This window comes from Collinsella aerofaciens (assembly GCF_015546965.1).
Taxonomy (GTDB): domain Bacteria; phylum Actinomycetota; class Coriobacteriia; order Coriobacteriales; family Coriobacteriaceae; genus Collinsella; species Collinsella aerofaciens_X.
Window position 1 is genome coordinate 86,354 of sequence record NZ_JADMUF010000006.1, and the last position, 19,874, is coordinate 106,227.

Genomic DNA, 19,874 nt, shown 5'->3' on the forward strand with positions numbered 1-19,874 from the left:
CTCTCGCCCCCGAAAGGAACCCATATGATTGATGCGTGCCCCGATTCCGCCGTGCTCTTTTTTGACGTGGACGGCACGCTGACGTCGTTCGATCCCGACAACATGACCGACAAGGACTTTTCGGCGGTTCACCCCTCGCAGGCGGTCGTCGAGGCGTTTCATCGTCTGCGCGACGCGGGACACAAGGCGTTTATCTGCACGGGTCGCCCCCTGTGGCTCATCGCCGATAGCTTGCGTGCGCTCGACCTCGCGGGCGTCGTTGCCATGGCGGGCGCCACGCTCGAGGTCGAGGGCCGCGTGGTGTATGAGGACTGCTTTGACGAAGACATTGTTGAGGAGCTTGCACGCCGTATGGCCGCGGCAGGGATTGAAGCCTTTTTCGAGACCAACGTGGCTACTTTTGCCCTGGAACCCGCGGGTGTTGAGCAGTCATCTCTGATCGGCACTTCTGTGGTGCACAGCACCGAGGAAATGCGCGTCGACGGCCGTCTACGCGTGGGCAAGGTAGGCCTCAGTGTGCCCAGTTTGGCTCGCGTAGCCGGCGATGACGGCTTTATCGAGCGCTATTTTGAGGTCTGCAACACCGGTGGTCAGAATCGCGAGCTGAGCCCCAAGGGCATCGACAAGGGCGTGGGCGTGGCGCGAGCGCTGGAATACCTGGGTCGCACCGGCAACGCGCGCACCTTTGGCTTTGGTGATTCCGGCAACGATCTGGGTATGCTCGCTGCCGTGGAGACGGCCGTTGCTATGGGCAACGCCATGCCCGAGGTCAAGGCGGTCGCCGACTACGTGACCGACGATGTCGCACACGACGGCACCGTCACGGCGATGCAGCATTTCGGCCTCATCTAATGAATCCCGCGTTCTGACGTTTGCTCAAACTGCGACTCTTTGCTTTTGCATGCTCAATCGATTTATCAATCCAAACACTGAGGTGTTCATACCGTTCGCCGAGAAGATAAAAAACCGCAGTTCACGCCTTGATAAACGTAGGTAAAGTGTTTAGCAGTTTATCGGCCGTATGCTAACGAAAGGAATCAGGCAGATGGCAATCAAGGTGTTCGCTGACGGTGCAAACCTCGAGGGCATGCTCGACATGTACGAGAACGGCAACGTTCAGGGTTTCACGACCAACCCGTCCCTTATGAAGAAGGGCGGCGTGACGGATTACCGCGCGTTTGCCAAGGAGGTCCTGGCCCACATCACCGATGTATCCGTCTCGTTTGAGGTCTTTGCCGACGACGTCGAGACCATGGAGGTCGAGGCCCACGAGATCGCTACCTGGGCCGAGAACGTCTACGTCAAGATTCCGTGCGTGACCACCAAGGGCGAGTCCACCGCCGAGCTGGTGCGCAAGCTTTCGGCCGACGGCATCAAGGTCAACGTCACCACCATCTTTACGCCTAAGCAGGTTGACGAGATGGTCGAGGCCGTTGACGCCGAGACGCCGTCCATCATCTCGCTCTTTGCCGGCCGCATCGCCGACACCGGCGTCGATCCCATTCCGTTTATGACGGAGTCGGTCAAGAAGGCCGCCGCAAAGCCCAACTGCGAGGTCCTGTGGGCGTCCACGCGCGAGCTCATCAATATTTACCAGGCCGAGGCCTGCGGTTGCCAGATCATCACGGTGCCCAACAGCATCCTGGCCAAGCGCAAGAACATCGGTCGCGACCCGTACGAGGTCTCGCTCGACACCGTCCGCGGCTTTGCCAAGGATATCGCCTCGCTCGGCTTTCATATTCTGCCGTAAGCAAGGGTACCCCCTGTAGCGACGTGCAAAATCGCGAGTATTCAGCAAGGTAAAGGCTTTTACCAGTTTACCGAAGCATGGAACAGCCCCCGTTTTGGCTCTGACGACGCTAAAACGGGGGCTGTTTTTGTTTTTTCGTCTCTGAGGGGCATCCGGAACGGCGGAATTTGCAGAATACTCGCGATTTTGCACGTCGCTGCAGGGGGTACCCCTGCTTTGGCGGTTTACTTCCCCTGCACCATGGTGAGGGAGATCTTCTTGCGGTCGCGATCGACCTTTTCGACCCACACCTTGACCGTGTCGCCGACGCGCACCACGTCGCTGGGGTGCTTGACGAAGCGGTTGGCCAGCTTGGAGATGTGCACGAGGCCGTCCTGGTGCACGCCCACGTCGACGAAGGCGCCAAAGTCCACAACGTTGCGCACCGTCCCCTTGAGCTCCATGCCGGGCTCCAGGTCGTCGATGGAAAGCGCTGAGCGGCTAAAGACCACCTCGGGCGCGTCGTCGCGCGGGTCGCGACCGGGCTTCTTGAGCTCGTTGACAATGTCGATGAGCGTCAGGGTGCCGCAGTCCAGGTCGCTTGCCAGCGCCGAGATGCTGCCCAGACGGCGCTCGATATCGGGCACGCCGCCACGGCTGAGTTCACTGGCCGCCACACCGGCGCGCTCCAAGACGGATGTGGCCACCTCGTAGCTCTCGGGGTGGACGCTTGTCGCGTCAAGCGGGTTCTTGCCGCCACTGATGCGCAAAAAGCCCGCGGCGTTGAGATATGCCTTGGGTCCCAGCTTGGGGACCTTCTTGAGCTGGCGACGATCGGTAAAGGCGCCGTTTTCCTCGCGGTAGGCCACGATGTTTTTGGCCACGCTTGGCGTGATGCCCGATACGTATCCCAGCAGGCTCGCGCTCGCGGTGTTTACGTCGACGCCTACGCGGTTGACGACGTCCTCCACCACGTGGCCCAGAGTGCGCGAAAGCTCGGCCTGGTCAAGGTCGTGCTGGTACTGGCCCACGCCGATGGACTGGGGCGGAATCTTGACGAGCTCTGCCAGCGGGTCCTGCAGGCGGCGGCCCAGGCTCATGGCGCCACGCACGGTGACGTCCAAGTCGGGATACTCCTGGCTGGCGAGCTCGGAAGCCGAGTACACCGACGCGCCGGCTTCGTTGACGATGGTGTAGCGAAGGCCGGGTGCCTGCTCGGCAATGAACTCCGAGACGACTTCCTCGGTCTCGCGGCTGGCGGTGCCGTTGCCGATGACGATGGTGTTGACGCCGTCCTTCTTGACGAGGCGGGCAAGCTCGCGCTTGGTGCCGGCGACGTCGTGGCGCGGCTTGGTGGGGTAGACCACACCGTGGTCGAGCAGCTTGCCGGTCTCGTCCATGACGGCCACCTTGCAGCCGGTGCGGTAGCCCGGGTCAAGTGCGAGCACGCGGGCGCCGCGCACGGGGCGTGCCGAGAGCAGGCCCTCGAGATTCTTGGCAAAGACGTTGATGGCCTCGGTCTGGGCGCGTACGGTGAGCTTGGCGCGGGCCTCGCGCTCCAGCGAGGGGGCCATCAGGCGCTTGTAGCCGTCGGCGATGGCGGCGTCAAAGACGGGCGCGAAGACGCCCTGGCGACGGGGCCAACGGCTGCCGAGGCGTGCCGTGGCAGCGGCGCCGTCGACGTTCACGCGCACGCGGAGCTTGCCCTCGCGCTCACCGCGGTCGATAGCCAGCACACGGTGGTTGGGGATGCGGCGCAGCGGCTCATCATAGCTGTAGTACGGCTCGTAGGGGGTCTTCTCAGCGGGGTCGGTGGCCTCGACGATGATGTCGGCGGTGCTCTGCGTAAAGGCGCGCAGGTCGGCGACGTTCTCGGGGTCCTCGGCCACCGTCTCGGCCACGATGTCCGCCGCACCGGCGAGCGCCTTCTCGGGTGTGTCGAAGCCAGCCTCCTCGTTGACGTAGGCCGCGGCGGCGTCGAGTGCGCTGCCCTTGGCCGAGGCCTGCATGATGATCATGTTGGCGAGTGGCTCCAGGCCCGCCTCGCGGGCCTTCTGCGCGCGGGTCATGCGCTTTTTACGGTAGGGCTTGTAGAGGTCCTCGACACGCTGGAGCTGCGTGGCCTCGCGAATCTGCTGCTCGAGTTCGGGCGTGAGTTTGCCCTGGGCATCGATGAGCAGGATGACGTCCTCTTTGCGCTGCTCAAGATTGCGCAGGTAAGACAGGCGCTCGTCGAGTGTGCGCAGGGCGACGTCGTCCATGCCGCCCGTGGCTTCCTTGCGGTAGCGCGAGATAAAGGGGATGGTGTTGCCCTCGTCGATGAGTTTGACGGCCGCCTCGATGTTGGCGGCCTTAAGGTTGAGCTCGCGGGCGAGCTGGGCGATAAGATCCATGGAACTCCTTGCGTTTAAGGTGCGTTTGCAGCACAGGGCTACCAAGGATACCACCCGCCCCAAAAGACTGTTTTGGGGCCGCGCCACGAAAACGGCCTATCTACTACGTTTGAACCGCATGGGTCGACCATACCTGGTTTTTCCGAAAATACGCAACCCGTCTACCTGCACTGATAATTGTCCTTGGGGGAAGCGGGCACTGCGGGGGCGCGTCAACGGCGCGCGATTTCCGCGTCGCAGCGCTACCCTGATGCCGAACGCCGGGACGATGACCCACTGACCTGCTGACGCCTCTTCGGCCGTCCTCAAATCCGACCTGTCTCGCCCCGGCTTCCGCGACCCGGAGTCCTGCCATGACCTAATAGGGGCATGAGCGCGGACAATCGGACAAGCCAACTTGATTGTAGCGCTCCCGTCAGTGCAATGTCTGGGAGGCTCGGGCGCGGAGCAGGCGGCAGACCGAGGGGAGCGAAAATGGAAGGCGAAACGGTCATCGCGGGCGTCGACACGCACAAGGACGTGCATGTCCTGTGCCTGCTCGACGGCCTCGGGAGGAAGATCTGGAGCGGGAGCTTCAGGGCCGACCCCGAGGGCTACGACAGGCTGGCGGAGGCGATAGGCGACCCGGGGAGCTGCGCGGTCGTCGGCGTCGAGGGCACGGCGTCGTACGGGGCCGGGCTGACGAGGAGGCTCGTGGAGCTCGGGTACAACGTGGTCGAGGTGCTCAGGCCCAAGAGGGACAAGGCGAGGCCCGGCGAGGGGAAGAGCGACCCGCTGGACGCCGAGCGCGCGGCGCGCAAGGCGGCGTCCGGGAGGGGCTGCTCCGTGCCGAAGTCGCAGGACGGCTGGGTCGAGGCGGTGCGCCAGCTCTACGTCGCGCGCAGGCTGGCCGTCGCGACGTCCACGTCCTGCGTGGCCTGCGCGAAGTCGATGCTCACGACGGCCCCGGGCGCCCTGAGGGAGCGGTTCAGGGGCCGCGAGCGGCCGAAGGACCTCATGCCGCTGCTCGCGCGCAGGAGAAAGGCCGGCGACGCGCTCGAGGAGAGCGTGCTGGCCTCGCTGCGGTCCGTCGCGGCGGTCTGGAAGGAGGCCCGCAGCCAGGTCGAGTCCTGCGACGAGCGCATCCGCGCGCTGCTGGAGGCGAACGCGCCCGCGCTGCTCGGCGTCGAGGGCTGCGGCACGACGACCGCCGCCGCCCTGGTCGTGGCCGCCGGCGACAACCCCGGCAGGCTGAAGGGCGAGGCGGCGTTCTCGATGCTGTGCGGCGTCTCCCCGATTCCCGCGTCGAGCGGGAAGACGGAGCGGCACAGGCTCAACCGCGGCGGCAACCGGCAGGCGAACTGGGCGCTCTACGAGATCGCGATCAAGCGCATGGCATACGACGAGAGGACGAAGAGGTACGTGGCGAGGCGAACCTCCGAGGGGAAGTCCCGGAGGGAGGCGATCCGCTGCCTGAAGCGCTACATAGCGCGGGAGGTGTACCGCGTGCTCATGGACCCGAACCCCGACGGCGCCGCGCCGGAAGGCCCCGAGCTCGCGAAGATGCGCAAGGCGATGCGGGTGACCCAGAGGCAGGCCGCCGAAGGGCTCGGCCTGTCCGCAGCCACACTCGGGCACCTGGAACATGGGAGACGGCGGTCGACGAAACTGGAGAGAAGGTATTACGAGCTCCTGTGCGAATTGAAGGGAGCGCTCCCGCAAACTGCCTCTTGACAACTTATAGGAGCGTCGGTTTTTATTTCGCGAAATTCTGTATGGTTAAGGGTGGTCGGTTAAACGTAGTAGATAGGCCCATTTCGTGGCGAACGAATCAAGCCGAGGTGCAAAATAGCCCCCGCCCCAGAAAAATCATCGGCAAGGTAGCAAAATGCCCCGCGGGCAGGAGGCTGCTCGCGGGGCAAAGAAGAGGGGCTTGTTGGTGGCGGGCCGAGGCGCTCGGCGGGGAGTTTGCCGCGGCCCGCTCTTAAGGCATTACAGCTCGACGAGCTGGCCGGTCTCGGCGGCCTCCTTGATGGCGTTGAGAAGCGTGAGCGTCTTGACGTTGTCGGCGGGGGTCACGACGGGCTCGACCTCGCGGCGGACGACCTTCACAAAGTGTTTGAGCTGCATCTTGTGCGGCAGCGCCGGGTCCACAGCCGGGATCTCCATCTGCAGCGGCTTGTGCCAGTTAGAGGCGCCGTCGTAGGAGAACTGGTGCAGGCGGGGCAGCGACAGGGCGCCCTTAGTGCCGCCGATAAAGTAGGCGTCGGCGTCGAAGGGACGGTACTGCGGATCCTCGCGAGCGGTCGCCTCCCAGTTCCAGGGGCTGGCGGTAGCGTCAGAGATGGTCATGCTCGCGAGCGCGCCGTCGGCAAAACGGACGTTGACCACGGCGGAGTCCTCGGTCTCAAAACCGCGGGCGGCGCTGGACTGCATACCCTGGACGGCAACGGGCTCGCCCAGCAGGTAGCGGAGCAGGTCGACGTCGTGCACCAGGTTGACCAGGATCGGGCCGGCACCCTTCTTGCGGCGCCACTCGACGTCGAAATACTCGTCATTCTTATAGATCATGTAGTGGAAGCTCGACACGGTGAGCTTGCCCAGCTCGCCGGACTCGATGATCTCCTTGGCCTTGTTGACGAAGGGGTTGTGGCGACGGTGCTGACCCACGAGCACGGGCACGCCGGCGGTCTCGGCCTCGGTGGCGAAGGCCTGGGCATCCTCGAGGTCGTTGGAAATCGGCTTTTCGACCAACGGCACGATGTTGCGCTTGATGGCCTCGCGGGCAACGCCCAGGTGCAGGTCGTTGGGGGTGGCGATGATGACGGCCTCGGGCTTGACCTCGTCCATCATCTGGGCGGGATCGGTGTAAAACGGCACGCCGGCGGCCTCGGCCGTGGCGCGGGCGCCCTCAAAGGCGTCGGCGATGGCGACGAGCTCGGCCTCGGGCTCCTCGGTGACAAAGCGGATGTGGTTGCGGCCCATGGCGCCGGCGCCGATAACGGCAATGCGGACGGGGTTGAGCTCAGACATTTCGACTCCTTAATACTGGTGGCCGGTGGAATGCGACAAAGGGGCTGTCCCTTTGTCGCATCGGTAAAACTAGGCGGACTTCTTCTTGCTGTCGGAGACCATCATGTAGACGGTGAGCACGACGGCGATGGCGGCGATCACAATGGCGCCGTAGAAGGACTGCTGGTAGGCGGCGCTGCCAGCCTCGGCGTGATACAGCACGGCGGTGATGGGCTGGCTGATCCAGGTGGAAGCGGCATAGCCCAAAAACATGATGCCGTAGTTGACGCCGATGTTGCTGGTGCCGAAGGCGCCACCGGTGAGCGGCGGGTAGATGACGAGCAGGGCGCCAAAGCTAAAGCCGAGCAGGGCGAGCGCCACAAAGAACATACTCTGCGTAAAGCTCATCGACATGATGACGAGTGCGACGATGGTGACGACAAGGCTGATGAGCAGCGACTTATAGGCGCCGAGCTTGTCGATGATCTGGCCAAAGGACAGACGACCAACCAGGTTGGCGCAGGTGTTGACGGAGACCACTACCCCGCCGAGGGCGACGGCCGCGGCGCTCGTGGGGTCGGCGAAAAGCTGGACGGCGGCGATGGAGGCAACCTTGCCCACGAGCAGGGTGCCCGCGGTGGCGGCAAAGGCGAAGGTGACGATGAGGACCCAGAAGCGCGGGGTCTTGACCATCTCGCCCGGGGTGAGGTCGCCGAAGGTGCCGGCATGCGCGCCGCCCTTGGGGGCCTCGAAGCCCTCGGGCAGCCAGCCGGCCTCGGGGGCCTTCAGGAACAGGGCGGAGGCGGCGATCGTCACAAAGAAGATGACGCCGAGTGCCTTGAGGGCGCCAAAGATGCCCAGGCTCGGGATGAGCAGCGAGGCGAGCACCGGGGACAGCACGGCGGGGCCGGCGGTCGAAGCGGCCAGGGTGATGCCGGAGGCGAGGCCCTTCTTGTCAATGAACCACTTTTGGCCGGTGGTGAGCGCCGGGTTGTAGCCCAGACCGTTGCCAATGGCGGCGACGAGCGAGAACCACAGGTAGAACTGCCACGGCTCGGTGACGGTGCCGGACATGAACCAGCCCAGGCCGTAGCACACGGCGGCAGCGATCACGACGTTGCGCGGACCGATCTTGTCGGAGATGCGGCCGGCGAAGATGCCCGTCACGGCCATGATGGTCTGGAAGACGGGGAAAGCCCAGGTAAGGGCGCTGGACCACTCGGGGTAGACGGCGAGCAGGTTCTTGCTCACGACGGAATACAGCGCGATGGAGCTGATGAAGAACATGGTGACGCACGCGGCGGAAAGCACGACGGCGCGACCCTTGTTGGAGTTGGTGGAAGCCATTGGACTCTTTCTAATCGATACGGGGGAGGAGCGGGCGTGTCCGCGGGACCTCCCTGCCAGGTTGGTTTACTGGTCGGTCGGCTTGGCGACACCGGACTCATCGGACCAAAGCTCGACACCCTTGTTCTTAAGGTAGTTGTCGGCATAGGCGCGACGGCCGCCGGGCTTGGCGGTGAGGTCGCCCATCATGTTGGAGAAGCCGCCGTCGACCTTGATGGCGTCGCCGGTGGTAAAGTCCGAGCGTGTGGACGCCAGGAACATGACGGCGTTGGCGATATCGCTGACCTCGCCGATGCGGCGCGTGGCGATCAGACGGCTGCGGTTCTTTTCGACCTCGGGGTCGGCGTAGAAGTTGGCCGACATCGGGGTCTTAACGAAGCAGGGCTCGACGCAGTTGGAGCGGACGCCGTAGGGGCCCCACTCGGCGGCGAGCATCTTGGACATCATGTTGACGCCGGCCTTGGTGGAGCTGTACACGCCCGAGAACGTCTCGGGGGAGTGGCTGGCGACGGTCGAGATGTGCACCAGGCGACCCTGGCCGGCCTTGATCATCTCGCGACCAAAGCGCTGCGAGGTGATGAAGTAACCGGTGAGGTTGACGTTGAGCACCTGCTCCCAGTCGCTCAGCGGCAGGTCCTCCATGGCGGCGAAGCGCAGGATACCGGCGGTGTTGACGAGGACGTCGACGCGGCCGAAGTTGGCGATGGTTGCGTCGACGGCAGCCTGAACCTCGGCCTCGTCGGTGGCGTTCATCTTGTAGCCCTCGGCGTGGATGCCAAATTCGACAGCGAGGTCGGCGGCAGCGGCCTTGACCTTCTCCTCGTCCAGGTCGAGCATGACGACGTTGGCGCCATTGCGGGCGAACTCGCGGCAGATCTCGGCGCCCATACCGCCGAGCGCGCCGGTCACGGCGCAGACATCGCCCTCGAGCTTAAGCCAATTGCTCATAGGAACTTCCCTTCTTGTGCCTCCCGGTGGGTCGCTCCCATTAACCGACCCACGTGGTTTTCGCTGGTTATCGTATGCTTTGCATTTGCGCAGGTGAATTGCATATTTGTTAGAATGGCGTTAACCGTAGGTTTACACTGTGCGATGCAGCTTATTCTCAATTGAGCGCGTGACCTGCGAAAACAACCCCCTGTGGCACCATGCGGTCACGGGCGCGAAAACGGGAGATTGACGTGTACGATCGACGACTTGAGGCCATATCGGCCGCCGCGGAGCTGGGAAGCTTCTCGCGTGCGGCGGCAAGATTGCGTGTGTCGACTCCGGCGCTCGTCAAGCAGGTGTCGGGATTTGAGGCCGAGTTTGGCATCACGTTGTTCGAGCGCTCGCACTCGGGCGTCAAGGTGACGCCGGCGGGCGCGCTGCTGGTGGACGATGCGCGCTCGATCATGCGGCAGTCCGAGGACGCGCTGCGCCGTGCCCGACGCGCGGCGGGCGATGGCGGGGCCGTGCGTCTGGGCGTGTCGATGATGTGCCCGGGGCGCCAAACGCTGTCGATGTGGACGGGTGTGCACGAGCTGGAGCCATCGCTGCGATTTGAGATCGTGCCGGTAAGCGATCTCTATGACGAGCGCGAATCCGTCATGCGCAGCCTTGGTCGCGAGGTAGATGTGGTGCAGTCGAGTTTTTCGACCCCGCGCTGGGGCGACACTTGCCAAAAGCTCCGCATCGTCAACGTGCCGTTTTATATCGACCTACCGCGCACGAGCCCGCTGGCGCGCAAGACGCGCATCACGGTTGCCGACTTGGAGGGCATGCGTCTGCGCGTGCTGCGTCACGGCAACGATGCCATGGACAGCCTGCGCATCGACCTGTTGGCCGACGGCGGCGTGGACGTGATCGATGTGGATAGCTTTGACTTCGCGCTCTTTAACGAGGCGGAGGAAAAGGGCGACGCGGTGCTCACTTGCGGCGCATGGTCGGGGGTGCACCCGGCCTTTGTAGGCGTGCCGTTCCTATGCGGACGCGAGGTGCCGGTCTTTCTGCACTACCCGCTCGAGCCCACCCTCCAAGTCCAAAAATTCGTCAACGCCATGGCCCAGCTCCTCAACCAGCTCATTTGAGACGGGCTTTTTTGACTCCTTACAAAATGAGGCCCTGGCCAAACGGCCAGGGCCTCACAAACTTTTATTCCGTTCTAAATGACGGGCTGATCGCGCGCAGGAGGGCGCCCCGGGGGCGGGCGGGGTATTTCCTCCGCGCGCAGTTTCGCAGCGAAGCGAGAATGTTTGAGCATGGAGGAATTACCCCGCCCGCCCCCGGGGCGCCCTCCGTCAGTAACCGGTCCTACTCCAGCTCAAACGCTCCGGTGTAGAGCTGGTAGTAGTACCCGCGCTTGGCGATCAACTCGTCGTGGTTGCCGCGCTCGATGATGCGGCCGTGGTCCAGGCAGATGATCGCGTCGGAGTTGCGCACGGTGCTCAGACGGTGTGCGATGACGAATGTCGTGCGACCCTCCATGAGCTTGTCCATGCCTGCCTGCACGATAGCCTCGGTGCGGGTGTCGATGGAGCTCGTGGCCTCGTCCAGAATCATCGCCGGCGGATCGGCGACGGCGGCGCGCGCGATCGAGATCAGCTGGCGCTGGCCCTGCGACAGCTGCGCGCCGTTACCGGTGAGCATGGTGTCGTAGGCGTCGGGCAGGCGGGTGATAAAGTCGTCCGCCCCCGCGAGCTTGGCCGCCTTGATGCACTCCTCGTCGGTGGCGTCCAGGTTGCCGTAGCGGATGTTGTCCATGACGGTGCCGGTGAACAGGTTCACATCCTGCAGCACTACGCCCAGCGAGCGACGCAGATCGGACTTGCGAATCTTGTTGACGTTGATGCCGTCGTAGCGGATCTTGCCGTCGGCAATGTCGTAGAAGCGGTTGATGAGGTTGGTGATGGTCGTCTTGCCGGCACCGGTGGCGCCGACAAACGCGACCTTCTGGCCCGGCTTGGCGTACACAGACACGCCGTGCAGCACCTCGTGGTCGGGCGTATAGCCAAAGTCCACGTTGTCCATGACCAGGTCGCCACGCAGCGGCACGTACTCGATCTCGCCGGTCGCGCGGTGCGGGTGCTTCCAAGCCCACATGCCGGTGTGGTGGTCGGCCTCCTCGAGCTGCCAGGTGTCGGGATTCACCTGTGCGTTGACAAGCGTCACGTAGCCCTCGTCGGCCTCGGGCTCCTCGTCGAGCAGCTCAAAGATGCGCTCGGCGCCGGCAAGGCCCATGACCACGGCGTTGATCTGCTGCGAGATCTGGCCGATCTGGCCGCAGAACTGCTTGGTCATGTTGAGGAACGGCACCACGACGGCGATGGAGAGCGCCATGCCCGAGAGGCTCAGGTTGGGCACGCCCAGCGCCAGGAAGATGCCGCCGGTCAGCGCGACCAGCACGTAGAGCAAGTCGCCCAGGTTCCCGAGGATCGGCATGAGGATGTTGGCGTACATGTTGGCCTTCTGCGAGACCTCGAAGAGCTTCTCGTTGCGCTCGTCAAAATCGGCCTCGGCGGCTGCCTCGTGGCAGAACGCCTTGACGACCTTCTGGCCGTTCATGACCTCCTCGATATGGCCCTCGACCACGCCGAGCTCGGTCTGCTGCGCGATAAAGAAGCGCGCGGAGTTGGAGCCGAGCAGCTTGGTCATAAAGGTCATAAAGGCGACGCCGGCGATGATGACCAGGCACATCCACATGCTGTAGTACAGCATGATGAAGAACACGGTGACGATGACGATGATCGTCATGAGCAGGTTGGGCAGCGACTGGCTGATCATCTGGCGCAGCGTGTCGATGTCGTTGGTGTAGTGGCTCATGATGTCGCCGCGCTGGTGCGTGTCGAAGTAGCGAATCGGCAGGTCCTGCATGCGGTTGAACATCTTTTCGCGCAGCTTCTCGAGCGAGCCCTGCGTGATGACGGCCATGGCGCGGTTCCAGAAGAGCGAGGAGGCGACGCCCACGGCGTAGATGCAGCCGAGGGTGGTCACGAGCTTCAGAATCTTGGGCTGCGCGGCCGTCCAGTCGCCCGACTGCCACGATTCGCTAATGACCTGCAGCGCGCTCTGGAGAAACGTCGCGCCGATGGAGTTGATGATGGCGCAGAGCACAACGCCGGCGACGACGAGGGGCAAAAGCACCGGGTAGAAGCCAAAGAGCATCTTGATCAGGCGCGTCATGGTGCCGCCCTTGCGGTTGCGCGCGCGCTCGGCGGTAGCTGCCTTACTCATGTGCCTCGCCTCCTTCCTGGGTCTGAGCTTGCGGTGCGGATGCCTCGGTGTCGGCTGCGGCGGTCTCGCCCGCGTCCTCGCCTTCGGCACTCATCTTATTTTGCGAGGTAAAGGTCTCGCGGTAGATCTCGCTCGTCTTGAGCAGCTCGTCATGGTTGCCGATGTCCTTGATGCGGCCGCCCTCCATGACGATGATGCGGTCGGCGTCCTGCACGGAGCTGATGCGCTGGGCGATGATGAGCTTGGTCGTGTTGGGCAGGTAGCTCGCCAGGCCCTCGCGGATCTTGGCGTCGGTCTTGGTGTCGACGGCGCTCGTGGAGTCGTCCAGGATCAGAATCTTGGGGCGACGCAGCAGGGCGCGCGCGATACACAGGCGCTGCTTCTGGCCGCCGGAGACGTTGGAGCCGCCCTGCTCAATCCAGGTGTCGTAGCCCTTGGGGAAGCCGTCGACAAACTCGTCGGCGCAGGCCAGATGTGCGGCCTCGCGGACCTCCTCGTCGGTGGCGTTTGGGTCGCCCCAGCGCAGGTTCTCGGCGATGGTGCCGCTAAACAGCACGTTTTTCTGCAGGACCATGGCTACCTGGTGGCGCAGCGTGTCCAGGTCGTAGTCGCGCACGTCCACGCCGCCGACGCGCACGGTGCCCTCCGTGACATCGTACAGGCGGGCGATCAGGTTCACGAGCGTCGACTTGGCCGAGCCGGTGCCGCCGATAATACCGATGGTCTCGCCGCTCTTAATATGCAGGTCGATATCGTCGAGCGCCTGGCGGCGGGCATGCTCGGAATACTTAAAGCTCACGTGATCGAAGTCGATGGAGCCGTCGGCAACCTCGTGCACGGGCTCGGTCGGGTTGGCGATCGTGGGCTCGGCGGCCAGCACCTCGGTAATGCGGTGCGCCGACTCGTCTGCCATGGTTACCATGACAAAGATCATCGACAGCTGCATTAGGCTCATCAGAATCTGGAAGCCGTAGGTAAAGATGGAGGAGAGCTGGCCCACGTCGAACAGGGTGCCCTGGCTCGTGATGATGAGCTTGGAACCCAGGTAGATGATGACGACGAACGCGCCGTTGACGCAGATGTTCATCATGGGGTTGTTGAAGGCGAGCAGCTTCTCGGCGCGGGTGAAGTCCATCTGGACGTCGCGCGCGGCGGTGGCGAACTTCTCCTTCTCGTAGTCCTGGCGCACGTAGCTCTTGACCACGCGCATGCCGGTGACGTTTTCCTCGACCGACTCGTTGAGCGCGTCGTACTTGCGGAACACGCGGGCAAAGATCGGGCGCACCTTATAGATGATAAAGAACAGGCCAAAGCCCAGCAGCGGAATGATGACCAGGTAGACCATGGCGACGCTGCCGCCCATGGCGTATGCCATGGTAAAGGCAAAGACTAGCACCAGCGGCGAGCGCACGGCGATGCGGATGAGCATCATAAAGGCCTGCTGCACGTTGTTGATGTCGGTGGTGAGGCGGGTGACGAGCGAGGAGCTCGAGAACTCGTCGATGTTGGCGAAGCTGAACGTCTGGATCTTGTAGAACAGGTCGCGACGCAGGTTCTTGGCAAAGCCGCAGCTAGCATGGCTGCAGGTGATGCCCGCGGCGGCGCCAAAGGCGAGTGACGTCAGCGCGATGAGTACGAGAAGGCCGGCGGTGGGCAGCATCTCGGTAACGGCGGTGCCGTCCTTGATGGCGTCGATCATGTCGGCGGTGATAAACGGGATCATCATCTGGCAGATTACCTCGCCAAGCACCAGCAGCGGCGTGGCGATCGTGACCTTCTTGTAATCGCGGATGCTGCCCATAAGGGTTTTAATCATCCAATCCCTCCCAGGTTTCGCGGATTTTATCGAGCATATCGGCGAGGTTCTTACGCTCATCGGGCGTGAGTGCACTAAATGCCTGCTCCCTAAAATGGATGCGGGCTGCCTGATCGATGCGGGCCTTTTTCCAGCCGATCTCGGTCAGGTGGATGGTGAGCTGTCGCCGATCCTTGGGATTGCGGCTGCGCTCGATAAGACCGTTGACCTCGAGTTTGGATAGGATTTCGGAAAGCGATCCCGGCTTAAGGTCAAAGTGCATGCCGAGCTCTTGCTGCGACATCTCGCCGCCGGGCTGTTTGGCGAGCAGGCAGATGATGGGTGCCTTGCCGGACACACCTCCACCGTGAAAGTGCAAGTAATGGCCGAAAAAGCCCAGGTTATTGAGGATGTGCTTGGCTAGCCGGTCGTCTTCGTTGAACGCCTCGGGTGCGTCTGCCGGCTCCGCCGGGTCACCGCCGGGCTCGTGCGGGCGAAGGGTGATGGTTTCATCGCACATGGATTCGTGCTGCTCCTTTCTTTAGTTAGGTAGTGGGACTGTTTTGTACCTAACTAATCTATGAGCGCAAGAAATAATTGTCAAGGTACCAAATTAATTAGTTACGGCGTTTTCCCAAACGCCGTAACCGGCCGACGCTGCATTTTCGAAACCTTTCCGCAACAATGCGCTCTTCGCGGCCCTGGCGCCTGCTCGCAACGGTCCCTGCGCTACACTTAGTCGCACTGTGGCGACTTTGCGCCGCTCCCGACCCAAGGGGGGACTCTCATGAAGAACACTCAGCTGCTGCTGATCAACGATATGTGCGGCTACGGCAAGGTCGCGCTCTCGGCCATGCTACCGGTGCTGTCGCACATGGGCTACCGTATTCACAACCTGCCGACGGCCCTCGTGTCCGATACGCTCAACTATCCCAAGTTCTACATCCACGACACCACGGAGTACGTGCGCCAGAGCCTTGCCATCTGGGAGGAGCTCGGCTTTGAATTCGACGCCATCTCCACCGGCTTTATTGTGACCGAGGAAGAGACGCGCATCATTTCGGACTTCTGCCACCGTCGCGCGCAAAAGGGCACCAAAGTGTTTGTCGATCCCATCATGGGTGATAACGGCAAGCTCTACGCCGGCGTGCCCGAGTCCACGATCGGCCTCATGCGCAGCCTGCTCGAGTGCGCCGACTACGCGGTGCCCAACTACACCGAGGCATGCCTGCTCACCGATACGCCCATGGCCGAGCAGATGACGGCCGATGAGGCTCGCATCCTTGTGGACGCCGTGCGCGAGCTGGGTGCCAAGTCTGTGGTCATTACGAGCGCCGTAGTCAATGGCACGAACGCCGTCATCGGTTACGACCACGTGGCGGGGGAGTACTTCACGATTCCCTTCGACCTGATCCCGGTTTACTTCCCGGGTACGGGCGATACGTTCTCGGCGGTGCTCGTCGGTCGCGTGATGGCCGGCTGGAGTCTGCAGCGTGCAACGGCCGATGCCATGCGCGTAGTGGCCGAGCTTATCGAGCGCAATGCCGATCAGGAGGACAAGTCTGCCGGCCTGCCCATCGAGGCCTGCCTGGACGTGATCGACCATGAGTAGCGCCGACGAGGGCGCCAAGCCCGCGGGCGAAGGTAAACCGCTCGGCGCGCCGCGTGGCAAGCGTCCGCGTATCCGCGTGAGCTGCGTGGACCAGCTGGGTGCGTGCCTCTGCCACCATGGTCACAAGCCCGGCGACGTCTTCGACTTCGACCGAGACCGCGGCAAGATGTGCGCCATGGCCTGCCATGTGGGCTTTCCCTATATCGACATCCTGCGCTATGGCGGTACCGTGCCCGGCAACGAGCCAGGCACGGCAAAGTTCTGCTGCCCCGAAGTCGATACGTTGAACGTCTGGCTCGCCGAGATCGTCGACGAGTAATCGAGCGTGGATTTTCTCCCACTTTGAGCGCCGTTTCGCGCTCAAAGTGGGAGATTATCCACGCTCGATTTGTATACGGGAGAAAATCCACGCTCGTTTTATGCCGATGGTATGGCTCGTGAGCCCGCGCGTCCGTGTGGTTACAGCTGCTCGAGCATGGCCGTGCAGCCGGCGAGCACGTCGCGGTACGTGGCATCAAAGTTGCCCGTGTACCAGGGGTCGGCCACGTCGCCGGGGCGGTCGGTCCAATCGAGCAGGCGCGAAATCTTGCCGTCGGGGTCATCGCCAAAAATGCGACAAAGACCGCGCGCGTTCTCGGCATCCATATAGACAATGTGGTCCCAGTCGCCATACTCCGCGCGACGCACCTGGCGCGCGCGGTGGGCAACGACGGGAATCCCGACCTCGCGCAGCTTGGCAACCGTGCCATGATGCGGCGGATTGCCAATCTCCTCGGTCGAGGTCGCGGCGGAATCAATAACGAATTCCGCCTCGCGCCCAGCACGGCGCACCAGCTCGGTAAACACGGACTCAGCCATCGTCGAGCGACAGATATTCCCGTGGCAAATAAACAGAATGCGTTGCATGAGCGGTTTCCTTTCAGGGCGGTTGCGCGGGGCTTACAGACTGGCCTTGAGACAGTTTGCTCCGATAAAGCCCGCTGCGTACAAGGGGAGGTGGCGCAGCTCGCGTCCGTCATCGGTTTCGCTGCGGGCAAAATTGTTCTCGGACAATATGTAGGCGTACGGCGACCGGGCTTTTTCCATAAACGACCCGAGGGTTCTCGCGCGCACGTTGCGTGCGGATTTTACCTCGACGGGAACGATCTCCATACGGTCGGTCTGAAGTAGAAAATCGAGCTCGCCGTTCGTCTTCCAAGACGACGGTGGCATCCAGTAATACGTCTGCAAACCATTGCCCGAAAATGCCTGCATGACCGAGTTCTCCGCCAAGGCACCTCGAAAGTCGGAAGACAGCGCAATGGCGGAATCCTCTTTGAGGTCGAGCCAGAGTCGCGGGTTGATACCGAGTTTGTAGAACATGAGGCCCGTATCGAGAAGATAGACTTTAAAGAAGCTCCCGTCTTCGTCGTCGAAGGGGACGAGGGGAGGTTCGATGCCTTCGGTCAGGTTGTTGACCGATATGATGCCGGCGCCCTCGAGCCAGTCGAGTGGCTCGATGAGCTTTGCGCGTCGGCCTCCGCGTTCGACCTCGGAGTACTTGAATTTCTTGGTTGAGGATCGTAGCAGCTGGGATGGAATGGAGCGCCAGACCTTGCGCGCTGCCACGCCGCTGATCCCGTTTTCGGGGTCGGTCATATCGGCGGTGTAGGTCTCGTCGATTTCGCGCTGCTCGACGCGCGCGTCTTCGATGGATAGTGTCTTGCGATATGCGTTGACGGCGGCGGGCATGCCGCCCACGATCTGGTATCGATGAAACAGGCTGAGCGTGGCTTGATGCGCGACGTAGGCCTCAAGCGTGCCGGCGTGGGCGCGAATGGCATCCGCCATCTGCTCCTCACCGAGCGCCCAGAGAAACTCCTCGAACGACATAGGATGCATGGTCTCTTGACGGACGCCGCTGGGAAAAGGCAACTTGCGCTTGCGCGTGGCGACGCCGAGCTGGCTGCCGGTCGCGCATATGCGCCAGCCCGAACCCGAGAAAAAGCGAAGCGAGTTGAGCGCGCGTTCGCAGAGCTGCACCTCGTCAAACAGGATGAATGCGGTTTCCTTGCGAATGGGGGTGCGCTTATAGTCTGAGATTCGTGCCACGATGGTGTCTACGTCGTCGGTGGGGCAGTCGAACAGTGGGGCAATCAGCTCAAGATCGGTCTGAAAGTCGAGTTTGACAAATGCATCGCCGGCGATTCGTCTGCCGATTTCCTCGGCAGCGTACGTTTTGCCCACGCGTCGCGCACCACGGATGAGGAGGGGGCGCGACGCGTCCTCTGTCGCCCATGATTCGATGACGGATTCGATTGATCTGCGCATGGAGCCGCCTTTCCAATTCCGTGTATTTCAAATACATAGTTTAGTACGATTTCGTGTACTTAAAATACACGAAATTGTGGAAAAGCGTGTATCTGAAGTACACGAAATTGCACTGCTGGAGCTTGCGGGCGGATAAACACCACTTGTATGGGACGGTTTCACCGGTCGCTCGCCACCTTGGGCTATGTTTGCCCCTATGCCTGCATCGAAGATTGTGCTGCCCGCTTGCGCTCCCAGCGGGCGAGCTTGATCGTCACTAGCGTGAGTACCCAGGCCACGAGCGAGAACGCGGCGCCAACGGCGCCCACGTAGGCAATGCCAATTCCGCTTACCACGGCGCCGCCCACCGCGGTGCCAAACGAGATGCCGACGTTAAACGCCATGGGCTCCACCGAGCTCGCGAGCACCATCGATTTGGGGTGACGGCTGCGGGCCACGTCCATAAAGTGCGTGATGCACGAGACCGAGAACAGATACATGAGCATCGCCAGACTAAAGACAAAAACGAGTGCGAGGGGCATGGCGGCGCCCACGGCAAACAGTCCAAACAGTGCCGCTGCCTGCAGCGTAAACGTCACGAGCAGCGCCTTCATGCCAAAACGCGCGTCGATCCATCCGCCCAAGATGTTCGAGATCAGGCAAAACACGCCGTAGGCCATGAGTGTAGTGCTTGCCTGGACGGTGCCCATGCCCAACACCTGCTCCAGATAGGGCGTCACGTAGCCGTAAAACACGTAGACCGACCCCACGCCAAACAAAAAGATGAGCATGCCGGTGATAATGCTCGGCTCGCGCAGAAGCCCCGCCTGCTCGCGGAATGTGGCAGGCTCATCGGTCTGTCCGGCACGCGGCATAAACGCCACGAGCGCAGTACAGATCAGAACGGCGAAGGCGAGCGTACCGTACATGGCAACGTGCCAGTCGAGCGTATCGGCCACAAACTTGCCGATCGAGGTCACAAAGACCATCGCCACGGAGAAAGCGCCGTACACCACCGAGATGGCGAGCGAGGTCTGCTGCGGAGACAGCAGCTCGGGGATATACGTCACGCCTACGGCGAGCAGTGCGCCCGAGACGGAGCCCAAGATGATGCGCGAGGCAAACAGCACTTGGAAGTTGGGCGCCAACGCCATGACAAGATTGCCGAGCACAAAGACAATGCTGTAGCACACGAGCAGCTGGTAGCGGCGGAAGCGTCCCGTGCTGAGCGCAAGCACCGGCGTCGCGATGGCGTAGACGAGCGCGAACACGCTGATGAGCTGGCCTGCGGTGGCAAGTGAGATGCCGAGTTCCGTCGCCAGGTCGCTCTCGATGCCGATAACCACGAACTCCGAGCAGCCGAGCGAAAAGCCCAACAACACGAGCAGCGCCAGGCAAAGGTTGGTGCGCGCGGGTGAAAGCGCGGCAGCGGTTGATGCTGTTGTGGACGAGGTTGCGGTGGTCAAGGCAGTTGCTCCCATGTTGCGTTATATGAGCTAGATTCAG

At 62.6% G+C, this 19,874-nt stretch carries 16 protein-coding genes; 6 read left to right on the forward strand and 10 right to left on the reverse strand.

Annotation, left to right across the window (positions count from 1 at the left end; all coding sequences use genetic code 11):
- The first annotated feature begins 24 nt into the window (after nt 1–24).
- Together I1M21_RS05595 and I1M21_RS05600 are read left to right on the forward strand one after the other, a co-directional pair.
- Entirely contained in the window at nt 25–852 is an 828-nt protein-coding gene (locus I1M21_RS05595; protein WP_195192773.1) for an HAD-IIB family hydrolase, read from the forward strand.
- 193 nt (nt 853–1,045) lie between these two features.
- Nucleotides 1,046–1,750 (forward strand): transaldolase, encoded by a 705-nt coding sequence (locus I1M21_RS05600; protein WP_229025632.1) that lies wholly within the window; start codon nt 1,046–1,048, stop codon nt 1,748–1,750.
- 224 nt (nt 1,751–1,974) lie between these two features.
- Here the strand turns inward: I1M21_RS05600 and I1M21_RS05605 are convergent, their stop codons facing one another.
- A complete protein-coding gene (locus tag I1M21_RS05605; RefSeq protein WP_195192775.1) occupies nt 1,975–4,122 on the reverse strand; it encodes a Tex family protein in 2,148 nt (715 codons plus the stop codon).
- Nucleotides 4,123–4,596: 474 nt separating this feature from the next.
- Here I1M21_RS05605 and I1M21_RS05610 point away from each other — a divergent pair, with 474 nt between their 5' ends.
- Nucleotides 4,597–5,835 carry an IS110 family RNA-guided transposase gene (locus I1M21_RS05610; RefSeq protein WP_195192776.1) on the forward strand — a complete coding sequence of 413 codons (1,239 nt, stop codon included), beginning with the start codon at nt 4,597–4,599 and terminating at the stop codon, nt 5,833–5,835.
- A 258-nt stretch (nt 5,836–6,093) separates the two neighbouring features.
- Here the strand turns inward: I1M21_RS05610 and I1M21_RS05615 are convergent, their stop codons facing one another.
- The 3 genes from I1M21_RS05615 to I1M21_RS05625 form a co-directional block, all read right to left on the reverse strand.
- Entirely contained in the window at nt 6,094–7,134 is a 1,041-nt protein-coding gene (locus tag I1M21_RS05615; RefSeq protein WP_195192777.1) for a Gfo/Idh/MocA family protein, read from the reverse strand.
- A 69-nt stretch (nt 7,135–7,203) separates the two neighbouring features.
- Entirely contained in the window at nt 7,204–8,460 is a 1,257-nt protein-coding gene (locus tag I1M21_RS05620; protein WP_117646283.1) for an MFS transporter, read from the reverse strand.
- 66 nt (nt 8,461–8,526) lie between these two features.
- Complete coding sequence (locus I1M21_RS05625; RefSeq protein WP_195192778.1) at nt 8,527–9,408, reverse strand: SDR family NAD(P)-dependent oxidoreductase; 882 nt, start codon at nt 9,406–9,408, stop codon at nt 8,527–8,529.
- Between the two features lie 233 nt (nt 9,409–9,641).
- Here I1M21_RS05625 and I1M21_RS05630 point away from each other — a divergent pair, with 233 nt between their 5' ends.
- On the forward strand, nt 9,642–10,529 hold the full coding sequence (locus tag I1M21_RS05630; RefSeq protein WP_271762966.1) for a LysR family transcriptional regulator: 888 nt from the start codon (nt 9,642–9,644) through the stop codon (nt 10,527–10,529).
- 223 nt (nt 10,530–10,752) lie between these two features.
- On the opposite strand, the gene I1M21_RS05635 is transcribed toward I1M21_RS05630, so the two are convergent.
- The 3 genes from I1M21_RS05635 to I1M21_RS05645 are packed head-to-tail and all read right to left on the reverse strand — an operon-like array spanning nt 10,753 to nt 14,987.
- Entirely contained in the window at nt 10,753–12,672 is a 1,920-nt protein-coding gene (locus I1M21_RS05635; RefSeq protein ID WP_195192780.1) for an ABC transporter ATP-binding protein, read from the reverse strand.
- Nucleotides 12,665–14,488, reverse strand: coding sequence for an ABC transporter ATP-binding protein (locus I1M21_RS05640; RefSeq protein WP_229025633.1), 1,824 nt, complete (start codon nt 14,486–14,488; stop codon nt 12,665–12,667). Before I1M21_RS05640 ends, I1M21_RS05635 begins: the two co-directional genes overlap by 8 nt.
- Nucleotides 14,481–14,987, reverse strand: a complete 507-nt coding sequence (locus I1M21_RS05645; protein ID WP_195192781.1) for a MarR family winged helix-turn-helix transcriptional regulator — start codon at nt 14,985–14,987, stop codon at nt 14,481–14,483. The genes I1M21_RS05640 and I1M21_RS05645 overlap by 8 nt, the downstream gene beginning before the upstream one ends.
- Before the next feature lie 267 nt (nt 14,988–15,254).
- Between I1M21_RS05645 and I1M21_RS05650 the strand changes: the two genes are divergently transcribed.
- Nucleotides 15,255–16,079 (forward strand): PfkB family carbohydrate kinase, encoded by an 825-nt coding sequence (locus tag I1M21_RS05650; RefSeq protein WP_195192782.1) that lies wholly within the window; start codon nt 15,255–15,257, stop codon nt 16,077–16,079.
- Nucleotides 16,072–16,398 carry a TIGR04076 family protein gene (locus tag I1M21_RS05655; protein WP_229025634.1) on the forward strand — a complete coding sequence of 109 codons (327 nt, stop codon included), beginning with the start codon at nt 16,072–16,074 and terminating at the stop codon, nt 16,396–16,398. Before I1M21_RS05650 ends, I1M21_RS05655 begins: the two co-directional genes overlap by 8 nt.
- 140 nt (nt 16,399–16,538) lie before the next feature.
- Here the strand turns inward: I1M21_RS05655 and I1M21_RS05660 are convergent, their stop codons facing one another.
- From I1M21_RS05660 to I1M21_RS05670, 3 genes are all read right to left on the reverse strand, one after another.
- Nucleotides 16,539–16,985: a low molecular weight protein-tyrosine-phosphatase gene (locus I1M21_RS05660; RefSeq protein WP_195192783.1), complete on the reverse strand. Its 447-nt coding sequence runs from the start codon at nt 16,983–16,985 to the stop codon at nt 16,539–16,541.
- A 33-nt stretch (nt 16,986–17,018) separates the two neighbouring features.
- Nucleotides 17,019–18,389 carry an ATP-binding protein gene (locus tag I1M21_RS05665; protein WP_195192784.1) on the reverse strand — a complete coding sequence of 457 codons (1,371 nt, stop codon included), beginning with the start codon at nt 18,387–18,389 and terminating at the stop codon, nt 17,019–17,021.
- A gap of 194 nt (nt 18,390–18,583) precedes the next feature.
- Nucleotides 18,584–19,834: an MFS transporter gene (locus I1M21_RS05670; protein WP_229025635.1), complete on the reverse strand. Its 1,251-nt coding sequence runs from the start codon at nt 19,832–19,834 to the stop codon at nt 18,584–18,586.
- Nucleotides 19,835–19,874 lie beyond the last annotated feature (40 nt).

Coding starts and splice junctions, on each gene's coding strand:
- I1M21_RS05595 (WP_195192773.1), top strand. CDS start 25: ATGATTGATGCGTGCCCCGATTCCGCCGTGCTCTTTTTTGACGTGGAC.
- I1M21_RS05600 (WP_229025632.1), top strand. CDS start 1,046: ATGGCAATCAAGGTGTTCGCTGACGGTGCAAACCTCGAGGGCATGCTC.
- I1M21_RS05605 (WP_195192775.1), bottom strand. CDS start 4,122: ATGGATCTTATCGCCCAGCTCGCCCGCGAGCTCAACCTTAAGGCCGCC.
- I1M21_RS05610 (WP_195192776.1), top strand. CDS start 4,597: ATGGAAGGCGAAACGGTCATCGCGGGCGTCGACACGCACAAGGACGTG.
- I1M21_RS05615 (WP_195192777.1), bottom strand. CDS start 7,134: ATGTCTGAGCTCAACCCCGTCCGCATTGCCGTTATCGGCGCCGGCGCC.
- I1M21_RS05620 (WP_117646283.1), bottom strand. CDS start 8,460: ATGGCTTCCACCAACTCCAACAAGGGTCGCGCCGTCGTGCTTTCCGCC.
- I1M21_RS05625 (WP_195192778.1), bottom strand. CDS start 9,408: ATGAGCAATTGGCTTAAGCTCGAGGGCGATGTCTGCGCCGTGACCGGC.
- I1M21_RS05635 (WP_195192780.1), bottom strand. CDS start 12,672: ATGAGTAAGGCAGCTACCGCCGAGCGCGCGCGCAACCGCAAGGGCGGC.
- I1M21_RS05640 (WP_229025633.1), bottom strand. CDS start 14,488: ATGATTAAAACCCTTATGGGCAGCATCCGCGATTACAAGAAGGTCACG.
- I1M21_RS05645 (WP_195192781.1), bottom strand. CDS start 14,987: ATGTGCGATGAAACCATCACCCTTCGCCCGCACGAGCCCGGCGGTGAC.
- I1M21_RS05650 (WP_195192782.1), top strand. CDS start 15,255: ATGAAGAACACTCAGCTGCTGCTGATCAACGATATGTGCGGCTACGGC.
- I1M21_RS05655 (WP_229025634.1), top strand. CDS start 16,072: ATGAGTAGCGCCGACGAGGGCGCCAAGCCCGCGGGCGAAGGTAAACCG.
- I1M21_RS05660 (WP_195192783.1), bottom strand. CDS start 16,985: ATGCAACGCATTCTGTTTATTTGCCACGGGAATATCTGTCGCTCGACG.
- I1M21_RS05665 (WP_195192784.1), bottom strand. CDS start 18,389: ATGCGCAGATCAATCGAATCCGTCATCGAATCATGGGCGACAGAGGAC.